General features: G+C 42.5%; 17 protein-coding genes. 2 read left to right on the top strand and 15 right to left on the bottom strand.

Annotation, left to right across the window (positions count from 1 at the left end):
- Positions 1-179: 179 nt before the first annotated feature.
- From murC to TY16_RS23115, 7 genes are all read right to left on the bottom strand, one after another.
- Positions 180-1,481, bottom strand: a complete 1,302-nt coding sequence (gene murC, locus TY16_RS23145) for a UDP-N-acetylmuramate--L-alanine ligase (RefSeq protein WP_043934075.1) — start codon at positions 1,479-1,481, stop codon at positions 180-182.
- 273 nt (positions 1,482-1,754) lie between these two features.
- Positions 1,755-4,796: a DNA translocase FtsK gene (locus TY16_RS23140; RefSeq protein WP_043934074.1), complete on the bottom strand. Its 3,042-nt coding sequence runs from the start codon at positions 4,794-4,796 to the stop codon at positions 1,755-1,757.
- Positions 4,797-5,031: 235 nt separating this feature from the next.
- Positions 5,032-5,829 (bottom strand): DUF1444 domain-containing protein, encoded by a 798-nt coding sequence (locus TY16_RS23135; RefSeq protein WP_043934937.1) that lies wholly within the window; start codon positions 5,827-5,829, stop codon positions 5,032-5,034.
- Between the two features lie 159 nt (positions 5,830-5,988).
- Positions 5,989-6,303, bottom strand: coding sequence for a thioredoxin family protein (locus tag TY16_RS23130; protein WP_043934073.1), 315 nt, complete (start codon positions 6,301-6,303; stop codon positions 5,989-5,991).
- Between the two features lie 398 nt (positions 6,304-6,701).
- On the bottom strand, positions 6,702-7,217 hold the full coding sequence (locus tag TY16_RS23125; protein WP_043934936.1) for a hypothetical protein: 516 nt from the start codon (positions 7,215-7,217) through the stop codon (positions 6,702-6,704).
- A gap of 135 nt (positions 7,218-7,352) precedes the next feature.
- Positions 7,353-7,880 (bottom strand): DUF84 family protein, encoded by a 528-nt coding sequence (locus TY16_RS23120; protein ID WP_043934072.1) that lies wholly within the window; start codon positions 7,878-7,880, stop codon positions 7,353-7,355.
- A gap of 95 nt (positions 7,881-7,975) precedes the next feature.
- The gene (locus TY16_RS23115) at positions 7,976-9,049 is read right to left on the bottom strand and encodes a M42 family metallopeptidase (protein ID WP_043934071.1); all 1,074 of its coding nucleotides are present in this window, start codon (positions 9,047-9,049) and stop codon (positions 7,976-7,978) included.
- 194 nt (positions 9,050-9,243) lie between these two features.
- Between TY16_RS23115 and TY16_RS23110 the strand changes: the two genes are divergently transcribed.
- Positions 9,244-9,564: a peptidase M4 gene (locus TY16_RS23110; RefSeq protein ID WP_043934070.1), complete on the top strand. Its 321-nt coding sequence runs from the start codon at positions 9,244-9,246 to the stop codon at positions 9,562-9,564.
- 304 nt (positions 9,565-9,868) lie between these two features.
- Here TY16_RS23110 and TY16_RS23105 read toward each other — a convergent pair whose 3' ends face one another.
- Together TY16_RS23105 and trmB are read right to left on the bottom strand one after the other, a co-directional pair.
- On the bottom strand, positions 9,869-10,711 hold the full coding sequence (locus TY16_RS23105; RefSeq protein ID WP_043934069.1) for a YtnP family quorum-quenching lactonase: 843 nt from the start codon (positions 10,709-10,711) through the stop codon (positions 9,869-9,871).
- A 174-nt stretch (positions 10,712-10,885) separates the two neighbouring features.
- On the bottom strand, positions 10,886-11,527 hold the full coding sequence (trmB, locus tag TY16_RS23100) for a tRNA (guanosine(46)-N7)-methyltransferase TrmB (RefSeq protein WP_043934068.1): 642 nt from the start codon (positions 11,525-11,527) through the stop codon (positions 10,886-10,888).
- A 216-nt stretch (positions 11,528-11,743) separates the two neighbouring features.
- On the opposite strand from trmB, the gene TY16_RS23095 reads away from it, so the two are divergent.
- Positions 11,744-12,031 carry a YtzH-like family protein gene (locus TY16_RS23095; RefSeq protein WP_043934067.1) on the top strand — a complete coding sequence of 96 codons (288 nt, stop codon included), beginning with the start codon at positions 11,744-11,746 and terminating at the stop codon, positions 12,029-12,031.
- On the opposite strand, the gene TY16_RS23090 is transcribed toward TY16_RS23095, so the two are convergent.
- The 6 genes from TY16_RS23090 to pepV all read right to left on the bottom strand — a co-directional run bounded on the left by TY16_RS23090 (position 12,017) and on the right by pepV (position 19,758).
- The gene (locus tag TY16_RS23090) at positions 12,017-12,799 is read right to left on the bottom strand and encodes a phosphotransferase family protein (RefSeq protein ID WP_043934066.1); all 783 of its coding nucleotides are present in this window, start codon (positions 12,797-12,799) and stop codon (positions 12,017-12,019) included. The genes TY16_RS23095 and TY16_RS23090 overlap by 15 nt on opposite strands.
- Before the next feature lie 261 nt (positions 12,800-13,060).
- Positions 13,061-15,202, bottom strand: coding sequence for a type I pullulanase (gene pulA, locus TY16_RS23085; protein ID WP_043934065.1), 2,142 nt, complete (start codon positions 15,200-15,202; stop codon positions 13,061-13,063).
- 20 nt (positions 15,203-15,222) lie between these two features.
- On the bottom strand, positions 15,223-16,176 hold the full coding sequence (locus tag TY16_RS23080) for a diacylglycerol/lipid kinase family protein (protein WP_043934064.1): 954 nt from the start codon (positions 16,174-16,176) through the stop codon (positions 15,223-15,225).
- 133 nt (positions 16,177-16,309) lie between these two features.
- On the bottom strand, positions 16,310-16,855 hold the full coding sequence (thpR, locus tag TY16_RS23075) for an RNA 2',3'-cyclic phosphodiesterase (RefSeq protein WP_043934063.1): 546 nt from the start codon (positions 16,853-16,855) through the stop codon (positions 16,310-16,312).
- Positions 16,856-17,441: 586 nt separating this feature from the next.
- Complete coding sequence (gene dat / locus TY16_RS23070; RefSeq protein WP_043934062.1) at positions 17,442-18,308, bottom strand: D-amino-acid transaminase; 867 nt, start codon at positions 18,306-18,308, stop codon at positions 17,442-17,444.
- A 25-nt stretch (positions 18,309-18,333) separates the two neighbouring features.
- Positions 18,334-19,758: a dipeptidase PepV gene (gene pepV, locus TY16_RS23065; protein ID WP_043934061.1), complete on the bottom strand. Its 1,425-nt coding sequence runs from the start codon at positions 19,756-19,758 to the stop codon at positions 18,334-18,336.
- Between the last annotated feature and the right edge of the window lie 484 nt (positions 19,759-20,242).

The following is a 20,242-nucleotide window of genomic DNA, read 5'->3' as shown; positions in this document are numbered from 1 at the left end:
TGTGATGAAATTTCAGAGAAGCTTTCCTTGTTCAGCTAGACGTAGACAAACTCAATAAAAAAGTTATCCAAAGTCTAGAATTTAAAACTTCCTTAACAATAAAAAGGATGCAGGTAAACCTGCATCCTTTTTTATTCTCTTTTGCAAACGAACATTTTCCGTGAGTATCCTGGTAAAGATTAAGCGGTATATGCTTTTTCATAAGCTACCTGGAACTTTTGGATATCGCCGGCACCCATGAATATGATGACGCCGCCCTCATGCCCCTGGAGGATTTCGGTATGTTCCTCCGATAGGACCTCGGCACCGCCAATTTTATCTACCAAATCATTAATGGACAGCTTTCCATGATTTTCCCTGGCGGAACCAAAGATATCACACAAATAAACTTTATCAGCCAGGCTGAGGCTGTCTGCGAATTCCTGGAGGAATGTCTGTGTCCTGGTGAACGTATGAGGCTGGAACACAGCGACAATTTCCCTGTCAGGAAACTTTTGCCTTGCTGCATCAAGTGTAGCCCTAATTTCAGTAGGATGATGGGCGTAATCATCTATAACAATTTGGCTTCCAAGCTTTTTCTCTGTAAACCTTCTTTTAACACCTTCAAAGGTTCTGAGCTGATCCTTGACGATGTTGACATCCATACTTTCATAATGGCAAATGGCAATCACCGCAAGTGAGTTAAGGATATTATGGTCTCCGTAGGAAGGAAGCGTAAATGTTTCGAAGTACGTATTACGTACGAAAACATCGAACGTAGTCCCCTCAGGGCTTTTGACAATATTTCGAGCTTGAAAATCATTGTCCTCCCCAAAACCATAAAACACAACAGGTACTTTCGCTTGAATTTTCTGAAGATGCTCGTCATCGCCGCAGGCAATGATGCCTTTCTTGACCTGAAGAGCTACTTCCTGGAATGCCGAAAATACATCCTCAATATTTGCAAAATAATCGGGATGGTCAAAATCGATATTCGTCATAATGGCATAATCCGGGTGGTACGACAGGAAATGCCTCCGGTATTCACATGCTTCAAAAACAAAATAAGAAGCATCCAGCTCACCTTTGCCTGTACCATCACCAATTAGGTAGGAAGTAGGCTTAGCCCCTTTCATGACATGGGCAAGAAGACCTGTTGTAGAGGTCTTGCCATGTGCCCCAGTAACTCCTACACTAATGAACTTCTCCATAAATTCCCCGAGAAAACGGTGATAACGGATAACCTCAAGGCCAAGCCTTAAAGCCTCCTGAATTTCTTCATGTGTATCGGGAAAGGCATTACCTGCGATAACAACCATGCCTGGCTGAATATTTTCTTTTTGAAAAGGAAGGATCTTTATTCCGGATTCCTCAAGAGCCTGCTGAGTAAAAAACCGCTTTTCGACATCAGAGCCCTGCACCTCATAATTCATATCATGGAGAACTTGTGCGAGAGCACTCATTCCGGACCCCTTGATACCTACAAAATGGTAAATAGTCATATAAAGAACCTCCAACAAACATCTTTCTGTAACACAGTATATGACGCCCAATGTTAATTGTTAATTGGAAAAAAAGCCCAGTACTATCCAATGAAACAATATAATATTGAATTATAACACGTTTGCCGGGCAGACACTATTAAACAAACTCTTTAAAGCACGAAAGCAAGGATGGTCCTTTTGACTAGAACGCGTCCCAATACGTGTCTGTTACTCTAAAGTATTTACCCAAACTGATAAAGAATACTACAAATTAACCAAATAAAACCAAACCTACCGGCGTCCAATTTCATGAATAGATTCAAGTTCCGCTTCGGTTATCAGGACATCCCTAGGCTTCGATCCCCTTGCTCCTGAAATATATCCCGACTCTTCCATCATATCAATAAGCCGGGCCGCCCGGTTATACCCAACTTTAAACCTTCTTTGAAGACTAGATGTGGAGGCCCCTCCCTGTTCAACTACAAATTCACACGCTTCAAAGAATAATTCATCCTCTTCCTCAGTAACTTGAGCCTTTTTTAACAGTTCTTCCTGTTCAAACAAATAATTCGGACTTCTTTGCTCTCTAGTAAAATCAGCTACCTTGTCAATCTCATCATCAGTGACGAACGTTCCTTGAAGCCGGACTGGCTTTGATGATCCATTTTCAAGAAACAGCATATCACCACGGCCAAGCAGCTTTTCAGCACCGGCCATATCTATAATAGTTCTTGAATCAATCTGGGAGGAGACGGAGAAGGCGATACGAGTTGGCACGTTCGCTTTGATTAAACCAGTAATCACATCCACAGATGGCCTTTGTGTTGCTATGATTAAATGTATCCCGCACGCCCTTGCCTTTTGTGCAATCCGGCAAATCGCTTCTTCTACATCTGCTGGTGCCATCATCATTAAATCCGCCAACTCATCGATAACGATTACGATGAACGGCAGTTTGTCTGAATAACGTTTCGTTTTCATGGCAAGGTCATTGTAGCGTGTTATCTCCCTTACACCAGCGTGTGCAAACAGTTCATAGCGCCTCTCCATTTCCTCGACTGCCCATTTCAGGGATGCTGTAGCAGCCTTTACATCAGTTATGACAGGGCTGACTAAATGCGGAATCCTGTTATATGGTGCTAGTTCAACCATTTTAGGGTCAATTAGCAAAAGTCTTAAATCATCCGGACTTGCCTTGTATAGAAGGCTGACAAGTATGGAGTTAATGCAGACACTCTTCCCAGAACCAGTGGAACCGGCTATTAATCCATGTGGCATCTTCTTTAAATCAGTAACAATCGGCTTGCCGGAAATATCCAGCCCTAATACTGCAGTTAAGGGCGATTGGTTCTCTTTAAAGACAGAGCTGTCAATTATCTCCCGAATCATTACAGGACGTGATGTTGAATTCGGGACTTCAATTCCAATTGTATGCTTACCTGGAATTGGGGCCTCAATCCGTATATCTCTCGCAGCCAAGCTTAATTTAATGTCATCTGAAAGGTTTGTTACCTTATTCACTTTCACGCCCGGTTCGGGATGTACTTCAAACCTAGTTACTGAAGGTCCTTGAGTCACATTGACAACCTTGGCTCCGACATTAAAATTATGAAGAGTCTCCTCAAGCATTCGCCTTCGTGAATCGAGCCAGGCTGGATCTCCATCTGCATGTACTGGAGGATCAAGCAAATTGGCCCCTGGGAAACTATACACATCTCCATACTCATCATTATCAGGAGGATTGGTAGTAGATGTGCTTTCTGGCTTGGCAGGCACTTTATTCAGCATAGAGCGGTTTGCGGCAGTTTTCTGCTGTTCCAGTTTTCGTTTATCATCTTTGAGCATCAATACATTAAACGGAAGATGCGACCTTCTTTTTGGCCTGTCTTCCTCTTTCTTATGTTCCTCTTTTACAAGCTGGGCAGCTTCCTTGCCATCGATAGGCAGTGAATCACCTTTTACATAATTCTGTTCAGGCTCTGTTTTTTGTGGGGGTAGAATGTCAGGTTCAACAATCGGAGCCGGCGGATGAACCGGTTCCTGCAGGCCTTCAGTCTCAATTTCCTCTTCCACTTCAAGGTCAGTTCCTGTATCACGAACATCTTCAAGGGTTTCAGCCATGACTTGAATATCTGGAGCTTCAGAGACAGTTCTTTCAGCTTCAATATCATTGGAATCTTCTACTTCATGCTGCGTCACAGCCTTGGTTTCATGGTCTGTTTCTAGAGTATCAGGAACAACTTGAAGGTCCCCAGCTTCGGAAACATTGATCGCAGCTTCCGTATCAGTGGAAACTTGGATCAAAGCAGGGCTCTCATCGACCACTTCAAGTGCATTAGCTATGCCTTGAATATTAGCAGTTTCAGAAATACTTTTTGCAGCTTCCGCCTCATTGGAAACTTCCACTTTAGGTTCCGTCAATACATGAGCATTATCGACTACTTCCAGAGTGTCTGCAACAACTTGAATATCAGCTGTTTCGGCAACAGTTATTCCAGATTCAGTTTCATTTGATACTTCCACTTCAAGGTGAGTCAAAATAGGAGTTTCATCGACTACTTCAAGTGTTTCAGCTATGACTTGAGTATTAGTACCAGAAACACTATTTGTATCTTCCTGTTCTTCTAAAATTTGATCAGCTAGTTCGATTACAGATGGAATTGTGGTTTCTTCCCCGGTGAGCCCTTTGGTGATCTTAGGATTAATTCCTTCATCAGAAACAGGAGCTACATCCATAAAGGCAGTCCCATTATTCCGCACTGCATCATCCTGATTATTTACATTAAATCTTTCGTCAGCTGGTAAGATGCTATTGAGATTTTCTTCTTCAGCTAGCAAACTTTCACGTACTGGGGCGTTCCCGGGCACTTTAATATGTATCGGAGACTCTGGTGATATATACTCCTCTACATCCAGAAAACCGTTCAGTTCATATACGATTGGCTCCTCAACTACTGGCTTCTCCGGCTTATCTTTCTTTTGATTTAAATATCCGAATACAGGTGATGGAATTTCAGTAGGCGTGAACGGACGAACTTTTTTTACTTGGCGTTCTTTCTGGGCAGGCTCCTGTTTAATTTCATTGACCGGGTTTCGCCTGTTACGATTCTCATTTCGAACCTTTGATTCTTCTGTCTTGGCAATTCGGTTATCTGGTATAAGTGGAAAACGGAAGTTGCCTTTTGGATACTCATAGGCAACTCTGGCTTCCGTTTCTTTTTTTGCGTGACTAGTCGATAACAAATGGCTCTTATAAGGCGTATCTTCAACTTCTACGTCTTCCTCTTCCTGATTGCTCAGGAACTTATTGTAAATATTCTTGATAAAACTCAATTCAATCACTCTTTCCCGAAATCTTCTTCTATTGTATTTTAACAGGATTCCGAAAAAGTTCGACAGTATTTATCGAATTATAGCGAAAAACAGCTCGATTCAGACTTTTGAACTATTGGACTTTCACTAAGAGTCAGTCCTTTGGGCATGTATATTGGAAAATGAATGAAACTGCACTTTACAAAGTCATGATGAACCGGAGCGTGCCTATTAATGAGCAGCAAATTCATGATAGCTATTTCTTTGGCCGATTTTTACCAAGAATGAAAATTGGCTCAAGCTCTCCATTTTCAAATAGGAATGACAAAGCTGTAACTGGAGTTTTGCCGGCTGCGAAGAAGCCCATTGCCATCTGGGCAAGAACATCATAACCAGTGTCATTCCGAATATCAGCAATAATCAATACGTCCTGATGCGGTACTGCCAGCGCCATTGTTCCTGAGATTCTCGTTTGCATCTCAACAAGGAAACCTTTGTTCAGGATCCTGCTCGCGTCATATCCATCATTCGTATTCAAAAAGTAGAAAATATTGTCAGCTACCTTGTCTTCCTTTAACGGTACCGGGAGTGACCTTACGTTGAACATAGCCACTTCCCTAATTTGCCCCTGATCCCATCCTTCCTTTTGTAAAAGCTTCGTATCAATCAACCTATAGGTGTTGCCCATATCATAGGCATAATAAATCCTTGTTTCTGCTGTATGCTCATCGTAGAGAAAAAGGTTTCCTTCCTCTGGCTCAGTCGGGAAGGAGGCAGACCTGATCACCGGAAATACCTTCTTCATCTCCCCGCTTATTTCCTTTTGCCCCGACATTGCTTCCAGGCCTTCCTCTATGTAATAGATTACCTCTTCGATTGCCGTATCGTTTCGTTCGTGCCATTTTGCAACAATCCCGCCTATAGAGACGGTTATTCCTTTTCCACTTACTTCATGTTCAATTCTAAGTTCATCTTTATCTCGATCATGGATAAACTTCCGGTCGGGCTTAGTTAGCCGTTCCTCCAGTATTTTCCGCATTTTCCGGCTGTCCATTTTCAACCTTTAAACCCCCAATAAATAGTGTAAATTACTGAAGAACTCGCCAATTGACAAGTTTTTGTTCCCGTCAGTGCTATAAACATAGTTATTCCAATAACCCTGTCTTTCGACCAAAAAAAATCCATCTCAAGCAGAGAGATGGAAGATTGTCCATTAGCGAAGTCCAGTCATGAAACCTGTTATTTCTTCTGGGGTTTTCCTGTCCTTACTTACAAAACGGCCAAGTTCCTTTCCATTTTCAAAACCAATAAAGCTCGGAATCCCATAAACATCAAGCTGCTGGCAAAGGTCAATGAATTTGTCCCGGTCTACATGGACAAATGTAAAATCCTTGAACTGTCCCTCAATATCAGGCATTACTGGTTCAATAACCCTGCAATCAGGGCACCAATCAGCCGAAAACATGAAAACATGTTTACCTGTATTTTTTAGATCCTCAAATTGATCCATAGATTCTAATTGTATCATCAAGTATTCCTCCTATTTGCCACATGTCATTCCTTGTTTCCATAATAGCAAGCGAATGGCGGCAGGTCTAATCAAACGGCCCGCGCCTGTTTTATAATTCCCCAAACAGCCTGAACACAAACCAAGAAAAGCGAAAGCGCCTTGCCCAGCGCCGTATGGACTGGAGAGCCTCGAAGGAGATAAAGGAAACACGATGAGTGCAAGCGAATCGATGTTGACTTATCGTAACGAGGGGACCGAAGTACACTAGGCGCTAGGCGCTCCTCATTACGCTATCGCGTAATTTCGTGCGATGCAATTTCGGGGAAGCTTTCCTTGTGTAGCTAGACAGTTCTCAAAGAAAATATATATTTCTGATATTAAAAAAATGGATGGCCAGCCGGCCACCCAATTAACGTCTATTTATTAATCTCTACAGAATTAGCAATTCGCATCAGTACTTTCGCCTCGTCATCAAGGCTTCCGGTTTTGGTTTCGGTTGTTACTTTAACACCGCCTATTCCGGTTGTCAGCGAATTCAATCCCTCGTCAAGCTGTTTAATTACTAGGTAGCCCAATCGGCCTTCACCCTGAAACTCTTCTACCGCCTCTGGGTCGTTGTAAGCCTGGGTTGTTGCATCAAAGACCACCCTGCTATCCTTGCCTTCATGTGGGTTATAGAAAAGGATATACGTCTTTGCCCCATTTTTCAAAATGACATTATTCGGCTTGACCTCTTCAACTTCGAATCCAAACGGCAAGTAAAAGCTAATTTCATCGGTTTTCTGATTGGCTTTTTTCTTTTTTTCTTCAAAAGAAGTTTTTGCCTCAACTCTGGCTTTTTCTCTTTCTTTTTCAAAAGAAGGGCCGCCGCAGGCACTCAAAACCAACATGGCAGCAATAATAAAAATTGCTATTGGAAATCGTCTTTTCATCATTTTCCCTCCCGGCAGGATCCGCCAATTCAGATTTTGCCCAAGAAGGAAAAAGTCGAATTTTGCACCCCGGCCGACAATTTTAGATTTCTCTTTTATCATACTCCCATTGGGTATGAGTGACAAGTCTACCTTTTAATTGCCATTTAATTTAAGCAGGTTGATTCGATACAAATATTGCCCATATAGCAGTTTAACAATGTGTGTGAACATTGTGGCTCTGTCTACCTGGCCGTTTGAAAAGATGCCTATTGCACCTTCAGTCTTTCGTATATTTGTCATTTTAGTGTATTCATCCATGACTGGGCCGAGTTCTCTTCCTCCCAGCAGCTTACCCGCCACTTCATCAGGCAGCCGGATTCTTGCACCCCCGGCAATTAAAGGTGATTGGCCAGGCTCAGCAAGCGCTCCCCAATTGCATAGGAAGAGGCCATATTTTGTCATTTGCACTCCGCCTTCTAGTCCGATGCCTAGGTCACCCTTTTCTAGAGCCTTTTGAGCTCTATTTATTGCTCCCTCTATTGTTTCCTCATCTGTAAAGGGCTGTGCTGAAACACCAGAAGGTACATCACAGGAAATGAAATCAGCCCCAACAATCTCTTTGAACACATCCTGCACCGCAGAGATTTTCGCGGGATTTTCTGATCCAATTGCTACTTTCATAAGCTCCCTCCAACTCTAACCGAATACAACGAAAAGCCTTCGCGGCCAGAAGCAGCGAAGGCAAAAACATAACTGTAACCGGGCAAGAAATAAGATTAACTATTTGATTTAATCGTTTGTACTGTAGTTTTGTCAAAAGACTTGACAAGATTTACTAACAATTCTTTCGCGGCTGCATAATCATCAACATGCATGATTGATGCATGAGTATGGATGTATCTTGCACAAATACCGATAACTGCACTTGGTATTCCTTCAAGTGAAGTATGGACACGTCCTGCATCCGTTCCTCCTGGTGAAACAAAATATTGATAAGGAATTTTATGCGTCTCAGCGGTATCCAGGATGAACTCCCTCATCCCGCGATGGGTTACCATGGATCTGTCGAGGATCCGAAGAAGCGTCCCCTTGCCAAGCTGGCCAAATTCTTCTTTGTTTCCTGATGCATCATTGGCAGGGCTGGCGTCGAGAGCGAGGAAAAGGTCGGGCTTAATCATATTTGCTGCAGTTTGTGCTCCCCTTAAGCCCACTTCTTCCTGAACTGTTGCTCCTGAAAATAATGTATTTGGAAGGTCAATACCGTTTACTTCTTCCAATAATTCAATTGCCAAACCACAGCCATATCGGTTATCCCAAGCTTTAGCCATTATCTTCTTTGGATTTGCCATTGGAATGAACGGACATATAGGCAAAATGGACTGCCCTGGCCGAATTCCAGCCTTTTCGGCATCTTCTCTATTATCTGCGCCAATATCGATTAGCATATTTTTTATTTCCATTGGCTTATTCCGTTTCGCTTCATCAAGAAGATGTGGCGGGATGGACCCGATGACACCAATTACAGGCCCATTTTCGGTTATAATCTGTACTCGCTGGGCAAGCAGTACCTGGCTCCACCATCCTCCAAGCGGCTGAAAGCGGAGCATTCCATTCGGAGTAATGGAAGTGACCATGAAGCCAACCTCATCCATATGGCCGGCAACCATGATTTTTGGATCTCCATCCTTTCCTTTTCTAATCCCGAAAATACTTCCCAGATTATCCTGAATAATCTCATCGGAAAAAGGTTCAAGACGTTCTCTCATATAACTTCGAACCGCATGCTCATTACCAGGAGCACCTGGCAGTTCGGTTAATGTTTTAAACAGTTCCATTGTTTTTTGATTCATAGCTGTTCTACTCCCTCCAAAGGACAAATAAATCTCATTAAAATACCAACTAATTTTTATGTATACACCCAATTTTACAGAACTTTCACACGGGATGCCATATCATTTCTTTTTTCAGTGGGTTCTTTCACCATTCTAGGATATACTGGTATTGAAATGTAACCGATTAATATCCTGTTAAGGAGGCGATTCATGTGAATTGGAAAACTTTTTTATTGGGAGCTGCAACCGGAGCGGCGGCAGCCTATGCAGTAAACGAAGTAATTTCAGATAACAAGGATGTCCCTGCACAAAAAGTCCTTTCCCATGCTAGAAGCCAGTTCAAATCTTCCGGTCCTGTAAGTGGTTCGTGGATTCATATGGAGGCACTTCCATTTGAGAAAAATGGTATCCACTACCGGGTCTACAGGGGGGGAATTACCAGGCAGGTTTCTGATAGCACCCAACCTGGAGAGCAGTTTGAATTTGTTGCAGATGCTACAACCGGCACAATCCTGGAAGTATCCAAGTTATAAACAAAAGCGCAAGCGCCTTGACCATCGCTGTACAAAACGGAGGCTCCGAATAAGATAAAGGAACCACGAAGAGCGAAAGCGCATTCGTGCATGACTTATCGTAGGGAGGAGGCCTGAAGTTTGCGCACGCGTAGGCACTCCTCCAGTGAGCTATCGCGTAATTTCGTGCGATGTGATGCTGCCGAAGCTCTCCTTGTGGAGCTAGACGTCAGACTGAGACTGGCAGCCAGCCAGTCTCTTTTTAGTAATGCCAAAAGCGACTATCTTTAAGCAGGGATACCATCGTGCCAGGCGTCTCCTGTTACTACCGTTCCCTCTTTACTTCCCCTATAACATTTCCGTTTTCATCCCATTTGACTGCCCGATAATAGGCATCATGGTAAAAGAAAAACCATGCATTGTTTTCCTTCCCATGAGCGATCCACTTTTGCTTGGCAGGAATTGAGTCCATAGGATAGTCATCATATGCAAGAACCCAAAGCGGATTTTGATGGGCTTGTGTTGGCATGATATCAGCCAGATGAATCCCTAACTCGCCGCCATCTTCGATTAAAATAATTGAATGGCCGTTACTATGGCCGCCTGTATGGATCATGGTAAACGGGCCTTGATTCCACTCCTTATCGAATGTCTCTACCTGCCCTTCAATCGATTCCCAGTTTTCCTTCCAATATGTATTCTTTGAACGGACGTTTGGATTTCTCATCTCATCCCATTCAATTTGCGAAGTGATTATTTTAGCATTTGGAAAAGACGATGAATAATTCCCCTCAGCATCCACTTTTGTCAGTCCGCATGCATGATCGAAATGAAGGTGTGTCATCAGGACATAATCAATGTCCTCATAGCCAAGACCAAATTCGGCCAAGTCCGATTCCAATTGTGATTCCTCTGTTGCACCATAATTTCTTTTTTGCTTGTCAGTCAGTTTATTGTTTCCTAATCCAGTTTCAATTAAATAATTTTTACCTTCATATTGCACAAGGATAGGGTCAGATCTTAATTCAATTTGGTTCTTTTCATTGCACGGATATTTCTTTTCCCATAGCGGCTTAGGAACAACACCGAACATCGCCCCGCCATCCATATGGGTTACACCGCCCTTTAACCAGGCAAGTTCAACTCCACCAATTTGTAAACGCTCCATCGAATATCCCTCCTTAATTTGGCTGACAGGAAAGCATGGATTATTTTTAAATATTTTCGATGCCAAGCTTTTCTATACTTTTTCTATTTTACCACTAACATTTCCAATTTTCGCTTTTGAGACATTTTTCGAAATAAAAAGAAAAGCACCCTCGCATTGGAGGATGCCTGTAACTCAATTTCTATATTGAACTTCGCATCGGTAGATCCGGCTGCCCTTACCGGAAAATTTCTCTTCATACTCAGTCATGATGTTTCCAGCAAAATTGCTGTTGTGTAAATCAAGGCTTACATATTTCAAAAGCATGCCATACTCTGAAAAGCTCACTAAAGAATATTCAAAAAGACCCTGATTATCCGTCTTAAAATGAATTTCTCCGCCATCAATTAGTATTTGCTCATATAATGCTAAAAAGCTTTTATAAGTAAGACGCCTTTTCGCATGACGTGTCTTTGGCCATGGGTCCGAAAAGTTAAGATATAACCTGCTAACGTCTCCCTTTGCAAAAATGGACAGAAGTTCAGCCGCATCCACGTTGAGAAGCTTTACATTTGGAAGCTCCGCCTCAATAATCCGGTCCAATGCAGTCACAATAACTCCCTCGTGCAGTTCAATACCAAGGTAATTAATGTCGGGATTGGCAGCAGCCATGCCTGTAATGAACCTTCCTTTTCCTGTACCTACTTCAATATGGAGGGGGTTCTCATTTCCAAACACTTCATTCCATTTCCCCTTATGCTGCTCAGGGGATGAAATAACATATTGGGGGTACTGCCGAATTTTTTCGCCGGCCCATGGTTTATTACGAAATCTCATACTCGCACTCCTATCATAAAAACCTTTGTCTGAAAGGATAGTCTGAACCTTACCTGTCAGAAAAGGTTATACGTCCTAAAACATCATTCGGTTTAAAAGATATCATGAACTGAAAATCCATGCAAGCAGCTCAATGAATAAACAAACATGGGAATCCACAACCTAAGTTATGGATTCCCATATAGAAAAGAAATTAACATTGAAAGGATGACACATATGCCATTAAACAGCCAGGATCAGGCTGCTGTCCTTAAGGATATCCTAAGCAACCATCAAACCGATTGCTGTGGTTCTGTCGCAGAGTGCGAACAAGTTGAACGATTGGTAAAGTCACTAATGGCCCACACTGGCATAAACAAAAATGTAAAAGGCATCTTACAGGATATATATGAATATGGCCAGCATGGTGCCCAAAGCACGGACCTGGATAATCATATTCAGGCTCATCAAGGTCAGCTTTCAAACTGGGTAAGTGATATCGACCAGTTTTCAGGCCAACTTTAATAACCTGGCCAGAAATCCCAGCCATTTATTCATCTCGCCATCCTGGTTTTTGTCCTTACACCATTGGACTGTCGAAATAGCCTGGCCTGTAACATACCATTTCATGCGCAGCTCCAGGTTTGAAGTCAAAGGCATTCCATAACGGCTAAGCCAGGAAAGCCAATCTTTCTCGGGAACATACCAGTATAAAAGCATTCCCAAATCGATTGCCGGATCCCCAACTGTCGCTCCGTCCCAATCAATCAGGTATAACTGGCTGTCTTCACCTAGCAGCCAGTTATTATGATTAACATCACTATGGCAAACAACATGGTGAGAATATTGAACATTTCCAATTTCGTTTTTCAAAAAACGCAGGCCTTCCTTAACCACAGGGTGCTGGGCAATATCGGGGTCAAGGCTTTTAATAAGGCTATCCAGCATATTTTGTGGAACTACTGGTTTTTTTCCCAGCCGAATAAGCATCGAAAGCAGCGGCTCAGAGCTATGAATCTTTTTGAGCAGCTTTGCGACACTTTCCTGGCCCATTTCTTCCGGTTCCAATTCCCTGCCATTCTTCCATTGCTGGGCAGTAATAACATCGCCAGTTTCAAGCCTTTTTGTCCATACAAGCTTTGGAACAATTCCCTCTGCAGAAAGCACCGCCAAAAAAGGCGATGAATTGCGTTTCAGAAAAAGCTTCTGTTCCTTATACTCTGCATAAAAGGCTTTGCCTGTGGCGCCCCCGGCCGGGACTATTTCCCATTCATTCCCTAATATATATTCCAAAACAGGTCACCTACACTATGTCCGTAACATCTTGCGCTGTCCGCGGTTGCGGTCCGTATTTTTGGGCAATGTACGCTCATTGCTGTTAAACGCCGGTGCCCGGTTGTATTGGAGAATCGAGGTTCAAAGAGAAAAGTAAATTGACTTATAAAGTAAAAAAGACAGCTACTGTAAGCTTATTACAATAGCTATCTTATAAATATTAGCGCCATTCGGCATTATTCGTCAAGAGACTATAGACAGAAAAGACAAATTCCCTAATTATTTTTTGACTAAAACCATTATACTGACCGGTTCCAATACGGCTGTTTCCTCACGTGTAATCGTCCTTAGGGGCTGGGTTGCTGCATGAAGATCATCTGCAAGCACATCCCATTCACCGTCAGGAAGCGTAATATGGTGGATATATACGGTTGGATTCACAATAAGGATTACCTCCTCATCATCAACCCCCGAATTAAAGTGGAAGCCGATTAACGGATGCTGCAGACCCAAATCCATTAAATTAATCCTAATATCCTCCGCACTTCTATATCGGAAGCATTCGAGCTGTTTTCTAATTTCAATGATTCCCTTAATATAGCGAACATTTTCCGAATGCCTAATTTTTCGTTCCCAGTCTAATTGATTTACCTCATCAGGTTCTTTATAGCTATTGCCAATTCCTCCCTTTGTCCTGAAAAATTCCTGGCCGCTGTGAAGAAAGGGAACTCCCTGTGCAAGCAGTACAAGACTAGTTGCAAGTCTATGGCATTTCATTTTTAATAAATCACCTGAATTGTCCAGGCAAGCTTCCAACTTATCCCAAAGTGTATGGTTATCATGCGCCTCAACATAATTAACTGACTGTACTGGCTCATTGAATACTGCTTTGCCATCCGTAAATAGGCCAATGCTTCCAGCAAGAGCTTCCTTTGCTCGATTGGTATAGGTTCCATTCCCCAGGGCATAGCCGCGTTCATAAAGATTAAATGTACTTCCCTTGATGGAGTCACGGAACTGGTCATTGAATTGGCCGATGGACGGCATCAAATTCTGATTCCGCATAGCTGCCTTTTCAGATGAAGGAAGCGGAGTGTTCAATTCCCATCCCTCTCCAATAATAATCATACTTGGCTTTAGGCTGTCGCAAATCTCGCGGATTCCATTTACCGTTTCAACATCGAGAATGCCCATCAAATCCATTCTTATCCCGTCAATGTTGTATTCCTTCACCCAATATCGGACAGAGTCATGAATGAATTTTCGTGCCATTAGCCTTTCAGAAGCAATATCATTGCCTACACCCGTGCCATCCGAAGGCTGCCCATCTGAATTAAACCGGAAGAAGTATCCCGGGACAATTTTTTCAAAAGGAGATTGTTCCCTAATAAAAACATGATTATAGACGACATCCATAATGACTCTTAAACCCTCGGAATGAAATCCCTCAATCATCTGCTTCAATTCAACGATTCGTTTATATGGATCGGATGGGTCTGTTGAATAACTGCCCTCTGGAACGTTAAAAAGGAGCGGGTTGTAGCCCCAATTGTATTCCGTTTTTTCCAATTCATTAATGCCCGCAAAATCATTGAATGGCAGGAACTCAACATGTGTCACGCCCAGTTCTTTTACATATGACAGACCGGCAGCCTTTCCGTCAGCACCGTTCGCATCCGTCTCTGCAGCTCCGATATAGAGGCCTTTGTTGCTGACTCCGCTATCAGGATGGATTGTAAAATCCCGGATATGCGTTTCATATATAACCGCATCCACAGGATGAGTGAACGACGGAAGCTGGACTGGCTGAACTCTTGTATTTTCTAGCTTGGCGACAACACTATGAGTTGTGTTCGCAGAAGCTGCTACTGAATAGGGGTCCACCGCTTCCCTCCATTCATGGTTTACAAGAACCATAAAAGTGTAACGGTAAAATTCAAGGTCTCGCGCCAATTCTGCTGACCATACCCCCTTTTCTCCCCTGGACATCTTCACAAGTTCAAAAAACTTCCCTCCTGGTGGGAAGAGTTTTACTTTTACTTGTATAGCAGTTGGGGCCCATAGTTTAAAGGTTGTATAGCCATCCTTACAAATTGCCCCCAGATCTTCACCCTGATAAAAAAAGGTCTCATCGAAATCAGTCGTCCGAACTACAGCGCGAATTTCCACGTCCGCTTCTATGCCGTTCATTCCTGATACAAAATACTCCGTCCCAAATTCAAATTCTCCCTGGAATCTGTAGGATAATTTTAAACCATCCTCTACCTCTGTGATATCAACTAATTCTAGGGGAATATCAGTTGTTCCATTTGATAATGTGAATGAATCGGAAGCTGCTTCCCGATAGGAGAGAGGCAGCAAAATAGTGATTTCATTCATTGCATCAAGGTATGCATTAAAGTCTCGCTTAACGGAAGCCATTTGACTCACCACCAATTTTTCTATTCTTGTAAAGTTCTGCGATTGGACAGGATTTTGAATGCTCCGGGTAATACCGTTGCACTCCCATTGTTGGCTTTTCCAATATATTCTCCATCTGCATGAAAATCAATTTCTGCAGTTGAGGAGATTGAAATTTCCTTGCCCTGAAAAGTATGTACTTCATTAAAGTATATATGTTTCCCCCAGAATACGCTCATAAACACTAACAACAGCTTAAGTCTGGAAAGGCGGGTCACCACAGTGATATCGAGCATGCCATCACGGGCCTTTGCTGATGGCGATATAATCATCCCGCCTCCATAATAAGGCTGGTTCGAAATTGTAACAAACCATGTTTGTTCATATATATGCCTATTTCCGTCAATCGTTAATTCAATTGTTCCAGGCTTATAGGAAAATAGCTCCTTTAAAAGGATATACACATACACAAGCCTGCCTAGCGAAAAACGGTTGAACACTGCTTTCATGCTTGTCTCATTCGCTTTTTTTGAAACGAGCGCATCAAACCCTCCGCCCATATTATTAATAAACAGGCGTTCTTGACTTCCTTTTAATGCCAGCTTACCACCATCAACTGTATCTGTGAGTTCGGTATTCGTTTCAAGCAAATCATTCAATGCCGCCAAGGGCTCACGCGGCAAGGAAAAGCCACGTGAAAAGTCATTTCCTGATCCACCCGGAATAAAACCAAACGAAATAGGCACGCCGCTGCCAATCCCATTCAGCACTTCGTGTGCAGTTCCGTCACCGCCAACCGCTATAACCGATATATTGCCATTCCCTGCATTTGTTACAACGTTTCTTGCGAGTTCCGTTGCATGGCCAGGCCTTTTACTAAAATAAACCTCATAGGGGATTGATTGGTTTTGCAGGCTACCTTCGATTGCTTCCCATTTCTTAAGGCATTTCCCATTTCCAGCCTTCGGGTTTACGATAAAATAATACTTTTTCATTACCTGCCAGTTTCTCCTGTCCCTGTCTCTATAATGTGCGGAAAGCAATAACTAGTTAAGCCTATGATTTCCACTCCAATTTAGTCTTCGTCTACTGTACATCAACATAAGATTCTTTAATTTATCCACATATTTATTTTAAATGATAGATTTCAACCGCTTCATATTTTGGGTTTTTTGCCATATTGGTTCGATACAACACCACTTCGTCCAGCAAAAATTCATAGTTGTTAAATGACAGCGACTCCTCTTGTTTTTGAAAGGGAGCTTTTCCTTCCCAATTTCGGGCTAGTGTTATATGCGGGGAAAACGGCCTTGTCTCCAGAGGAAATCCTGCCTTTTCACAAGCTTGAAAGACTCGGTCACGCAATATACTTAATTCATCACTTTTTGAAACACCGGCCCAGAAGATTCTAGGCTGGTCTTTACGGCCAAAGGTTCCCAGGCCTGCCACTGACATATTGAACGCTTCAAAATCCTGAATAGATTCCTTTACAAGCGCTTTTGCTTCCTCCAGTTTATCCTCAGGAGCATGTCCCAAAAATGCAAGTGTAATATGCAAATCTTCATGATGAACCCAGCGCCTGAACGGATACGAAGCTTTCAATTTCTCCATCTCTTCCTTCATTTTTACTTTTGTGTCTGAAGGAATTTTCGCAGCAAAAAAATAATGGCTCATACGTCACACCCTTTTGTTTTATTGTAGCAAACTCCCAGGATAAACCGGGAAAAAATTGTACTACTAGTATTAACTTTGCCTTGTCCTTAATCGAGTAACCTTCGAAAGTAAAATAAGCGGAGATTTTCTGGTTAGCTAGAGAATGGAAATCGTATCGGTGTAAATAAGCGAGGATTTTCCGGTTATGCAAAGAAAAAGCCCCCAATTTCTAATGTTTTGAGTAAATAGGCGGAATCTCTCCGTCTATTTAAGCTTTTTTTAATCATAATTTCTAATTAAGCGGAATTTTTCCGTGTATTTATCGGATCGGCTAGTTGCTTAACCTGCTCCCCAAACCGATAGGTGCTAACCCTCTTAATTCTAAATGCGGGAATCTGCAGGCTATAAATATTAATAAAATTGGTACTCAAAACAGCACTTAAAATGACAGAAGTTTTGTCAAGTTAATGGCAGTCCAGATAATTAAGAAAGGACGTATGACAATTCATACGTCCTTTCTTGTGTCTTTTGATAAGATAACCGATAACAGAACTCCTTGTTCTTTCCATTGGGCAGCCTTAAATCCTTTTATTTCTTGACTTTAATATTACTGCTTTACAGCTATGCTGCCGCACTGCTTTTCAATTTCCTGTTCAAAAAGCATTTGAACCTTTCTTGTCACAGGTCCCGGCTCGCCATTTCCCACAAGTTTACCATCTATTTTTACAATAGGGGTGAGCTCGGAAGTAGTGCTGGCAAGAATGACTTCGTCGGCACTGTTTAAATCTTCAACTGTAAATGCCTTTTCAACAAAAAGAATTCCTTCCCTTTGACAGAGCTTTGCGAGAGTTTGTCTCGTTATCCCATTAAGGATAAGGTTATCGGCTGAGTGGGTGTAGATTGTTCCACTTTCAACAATAAAAATGTTTGAGGAACTTCCTTCAGTAACCGTTCCATTCCGATGGAGGATGGCTTCATAGCAGCCAGCATCCGCGGCTTTTTGTTTGGCGAGGATGTTACCTAGAAGATTTAGGCTCTTTATATCGCAGCGCAGCCATCGGAGATCCTCTTCCACAATTGCTGCTGCTCCATTCGTAATCGTTTGGAGCGGACGATCTGTCTTTCTTGTGTAGGCTACTAGTGTCTGAGCCGTTCCTGCAGGCGGAAACACGTGGTTTCGCGGCGATATGCCCCTAGTCACCTGAAGGTAGACAATCCCAGTAGTTAATTGATTTTTATCAATCAATTCTTTGAACTTCAATTCAAGTTCCTGAATGGTCCAGCCTAGGCTAATGCCGATTTTCTTCGCACTAGCTTCAAGCCTTTCAAGATGCTCCATTGCCGTGAACATAGTTCCGTTATACACCCGAATAACCTCATACACACCATCACCAAATTGATATCCTCGGTCCTCCACATCAATAGACGCCTTATCCCGCGAGATGATGTCCCCATTCAACACTACGAATTCCATCTGGTTTCCTCCTGCTCTTCTCTATTTACTCTTCCTTTGCAAGCTCCCATATCGCCTGGGCATAAAGGGCTGCGGCTTTCAGTAGATCCTCAATAAACATATATTCATCTTTTTGATGTGCAACATCAGGCCTTCCAGGAAATAGCGGGCCAAACGCCACGCCCGATTTAAGCGATCTTGCATAGGTACCCCCGCCGATTGCAATCAACCCTGCCGGTTCTCCTGTCTGCTCCTCATACACCTTTTTCAAGGTTTGAATCAAGAAGTCATTTTCATCGACATGATGCGGCTTGGAGTCAGTGAAATTGGAAATCTCAAACCCGCGTTCCAACACCACAAACTCCAGCTTTGTTTTAATCTCATCCATAGTTGCGGTTACAGGATAGCGGAGATTCAAACCAAGCATACCTGCTTTTTCTTTTGTATACGACAGTTTTCCAACATTAATTGTCATGTCGCCGGTAATGTCATCACTATAGGCAATTCCAAGATTTTTCCCTCGTGAGTCTTTATAAAAATAATCCGAAACAAAGGTAAAATACTTTTTAGCTTTCGAATCGATAGTTAGACTCGAAAGGAACTCAGCTAAAAACAAACCAGCATTTTTTCCCTTTTCCGGTTCCATGCCATGCGCAGACACACCCTTGACTTCCAACACAACGGTTCCTGCATCTACATGAAGTTCCCTTTCAAGGCCATTCTGGTCCATGAACTCGATAAACCTTTGCATAATTTCCGTGTCTCCATTATGTACATGAAGGGAAGCTCTAGCAAAGTCAGGCACCATGTTATAGCGAAGCCCAGCCTGGAATTCCAGCACTTCAACTTGGGGAGCGTCTTCTGCTTCATCCCCGGAGAGGGTTTGAACAAGGTCAAAGTCGGAAATGCCTTTTTCAGCGTAGATAATTGGAAAATCAGCATCTGGCGCAAAGCCCATTCCCGGCATTTCCTCGGTTTCAAAATAACGGGAAACACAGCGCCAATCGCTTTCTTCATCAGTTCCAAGGATCATCCTTACCCGTTTTTTCAAAGGCAAGCCAAGTTCCTTGATTATTTTCATTGCATAATAGGCAGCCATTGTCGGCCCCTTATCATCAAGTACGCCGCGGGCATATAGTTTCCCATCACGAATTTCCGCATCGTACGGCCCGCTTGTCCATCCATCTCCTTCTGGAACAACATCGAGATGGCACAGAATGCCAACAAGCTCCCTGCCCTCCCCTAACTCAATATGCCCCGCAAGATTATCTGTGTTTTTAGTCACAAAACCATCAGCTTCTCCTAGGTTAAGCATAAAATCAAGGGCCTCTTTGATTCCCTTCCCAAGAGGTGCTTCCGCAGTAGGATTGGATTCATCCAATACACTTTTTATCTGCAGGAGCTTCTGTGTATCTTTAATAAAAGTATCCTTCCTCTTACCAACTTCTTCAAGCCAGTTTACATATTCCACTAGAAATCCTCCCACTAAACAATATATGGGCACTGCCTCCCCATATTCTACGGCTTACCATATGAAAATAATCTTACCAATCTTTTTTAAAAAAACGAAGTGATAATAACAGATATATTGTCTTACTTGCAAAATTTTCACATAACTTCACATAAACCTCCACCTAATGTGCATATCCTTAGTAAAAAGGGTAATAGAAAGGTAAACCCGAATATTACCTGCAAAAAGAATATAAATATATTGTAAATTTCGTAAATATGGTGGAAATCTTAAGAAATTAGGGATACAATAATGACAAAAGCACAACGTAGATATCCTTTGCAAAAGACTATCTGCAATTGTGAACCTATTGTTCCTAATAATGGGACAAAGGATTGACACTATGTTTTGGAAGGGAGTGGCTGCTTGGAAAGGATTTCTTATTGAACCTTAACCAGCCGGCCGTCAGCAGGAAAATGCCCAGGGTTTGAAAAATGGATAGGGA

Origin of the sequence: Bacillus sp. EB01 (assembly GCF_000613125.1) — a bacterium.
Taxonomy (GTDB): Bacteria; Bacillota; Bacilli; order Bacillales; family Cytobacillaceae; genus Bacillus_D.
The sequence above is the reverse complement of the archived record's forward strand: the minus strand, read 5'-3'. Positions and strand labels throughout refer to the sequence as shown.

What these genes read in the sequence shown, in the direction of transcription:
- trmB (WP_043934068.1), bottom strand. Translation starts at nt 11,527, where the DNA reads ATGAGATTTCGTAATAAACCATGGGCCGGCGAAAAAATTCGGCAGTAC.
- murC (WP_043934075.1), bottom strand. Translation starts at nt 1,481, where the DNA reads ATGACTATTTACCATTTTGTAGGTATCAAGGGGTCCGGAATGAGTGCT.
- TY16_RS23080 (WP_043934064.1), bottom strand. Translation starts at nt 16,176, where the DNA reads ATGAAAAAGTATTATTTTATCGTAAACCCGAAGGCTGGAAATGGGAAA.
- TY16_RS23095 (WP_043934067.1), top strand. Translation starts at nt 11,744, where the DNA reads ATGCCATTAAACAGCCAGGATCAGGCTGCTGTCCTTAAGGATATCCTA.
- TY16_RS23135 (WP_043934937.1), bottom strand. Translation starts at nt 5,829, where the DNA reads ATGGACAGCCGGAAAATGCGGAAAATACTGGAGGAACGGCTAACTAAG.
- TY16_RS23130 (WP_043934073.1), bottom strand. Translation starts at nt 6,303, where the DNA reads ATGATACAATTAGAATCTATGGATCAATTTGAGGATCTAAAAAATACA.
- thpR (WP_043934063.1), bottom strand. Translation starts at nt 16,855, where the DNA reads ATGAGCCATTATTTTTTTGCTGCGAAAATTCCTTCAGACACAAAAGTA.
- TY16_RS23125 (WP_043934936.1), bottom strand. Translation starts at nt 7,217, where the DNA reads ATGAAAAGACGATTTCCAATAGCAATTTTTATTATTGCTGCCATGTTG.
- pulA (WP_043934065.1), bottom strand. Translation starts at nt 15,202, where the DNA reads ATGGCTTCCGTTAAGCGAGACTTTAATGCATACCTTGATGCAATGAAT.
- TY16_RS23115 (WP_043934071.1), bottom strand. Translation starts at nt 9,049, where the DNA reads ATGAATCAAAAAACAATGGAACTGTTTAAAACATTAACCGAACTGCCA.
- TY16_RS23120 (WP_043934072.1), bottom strand. Translation starts at nt 7,880, where the DNA reads ATGAAAGTAGCAATTGGATCAGAAAATCCCGCGAAAATCTCTGCGGTG.
- TY16_RS23105 (WP_043934069.1), bottom strand. Translation starts at nt 10,711, where the DNA reads ATGGAGCGTTTACAAATTGGTGGAGTTGAACTTGCCTGGTTAAAGGGC.
- dat (WP_043934062.1), bottom strand. Translation starts at nt 18,308, where the DNA reads ATGGAATTCGTAGTGTTGAATGGGGACATCATCTCGCGGGATAAGGCG.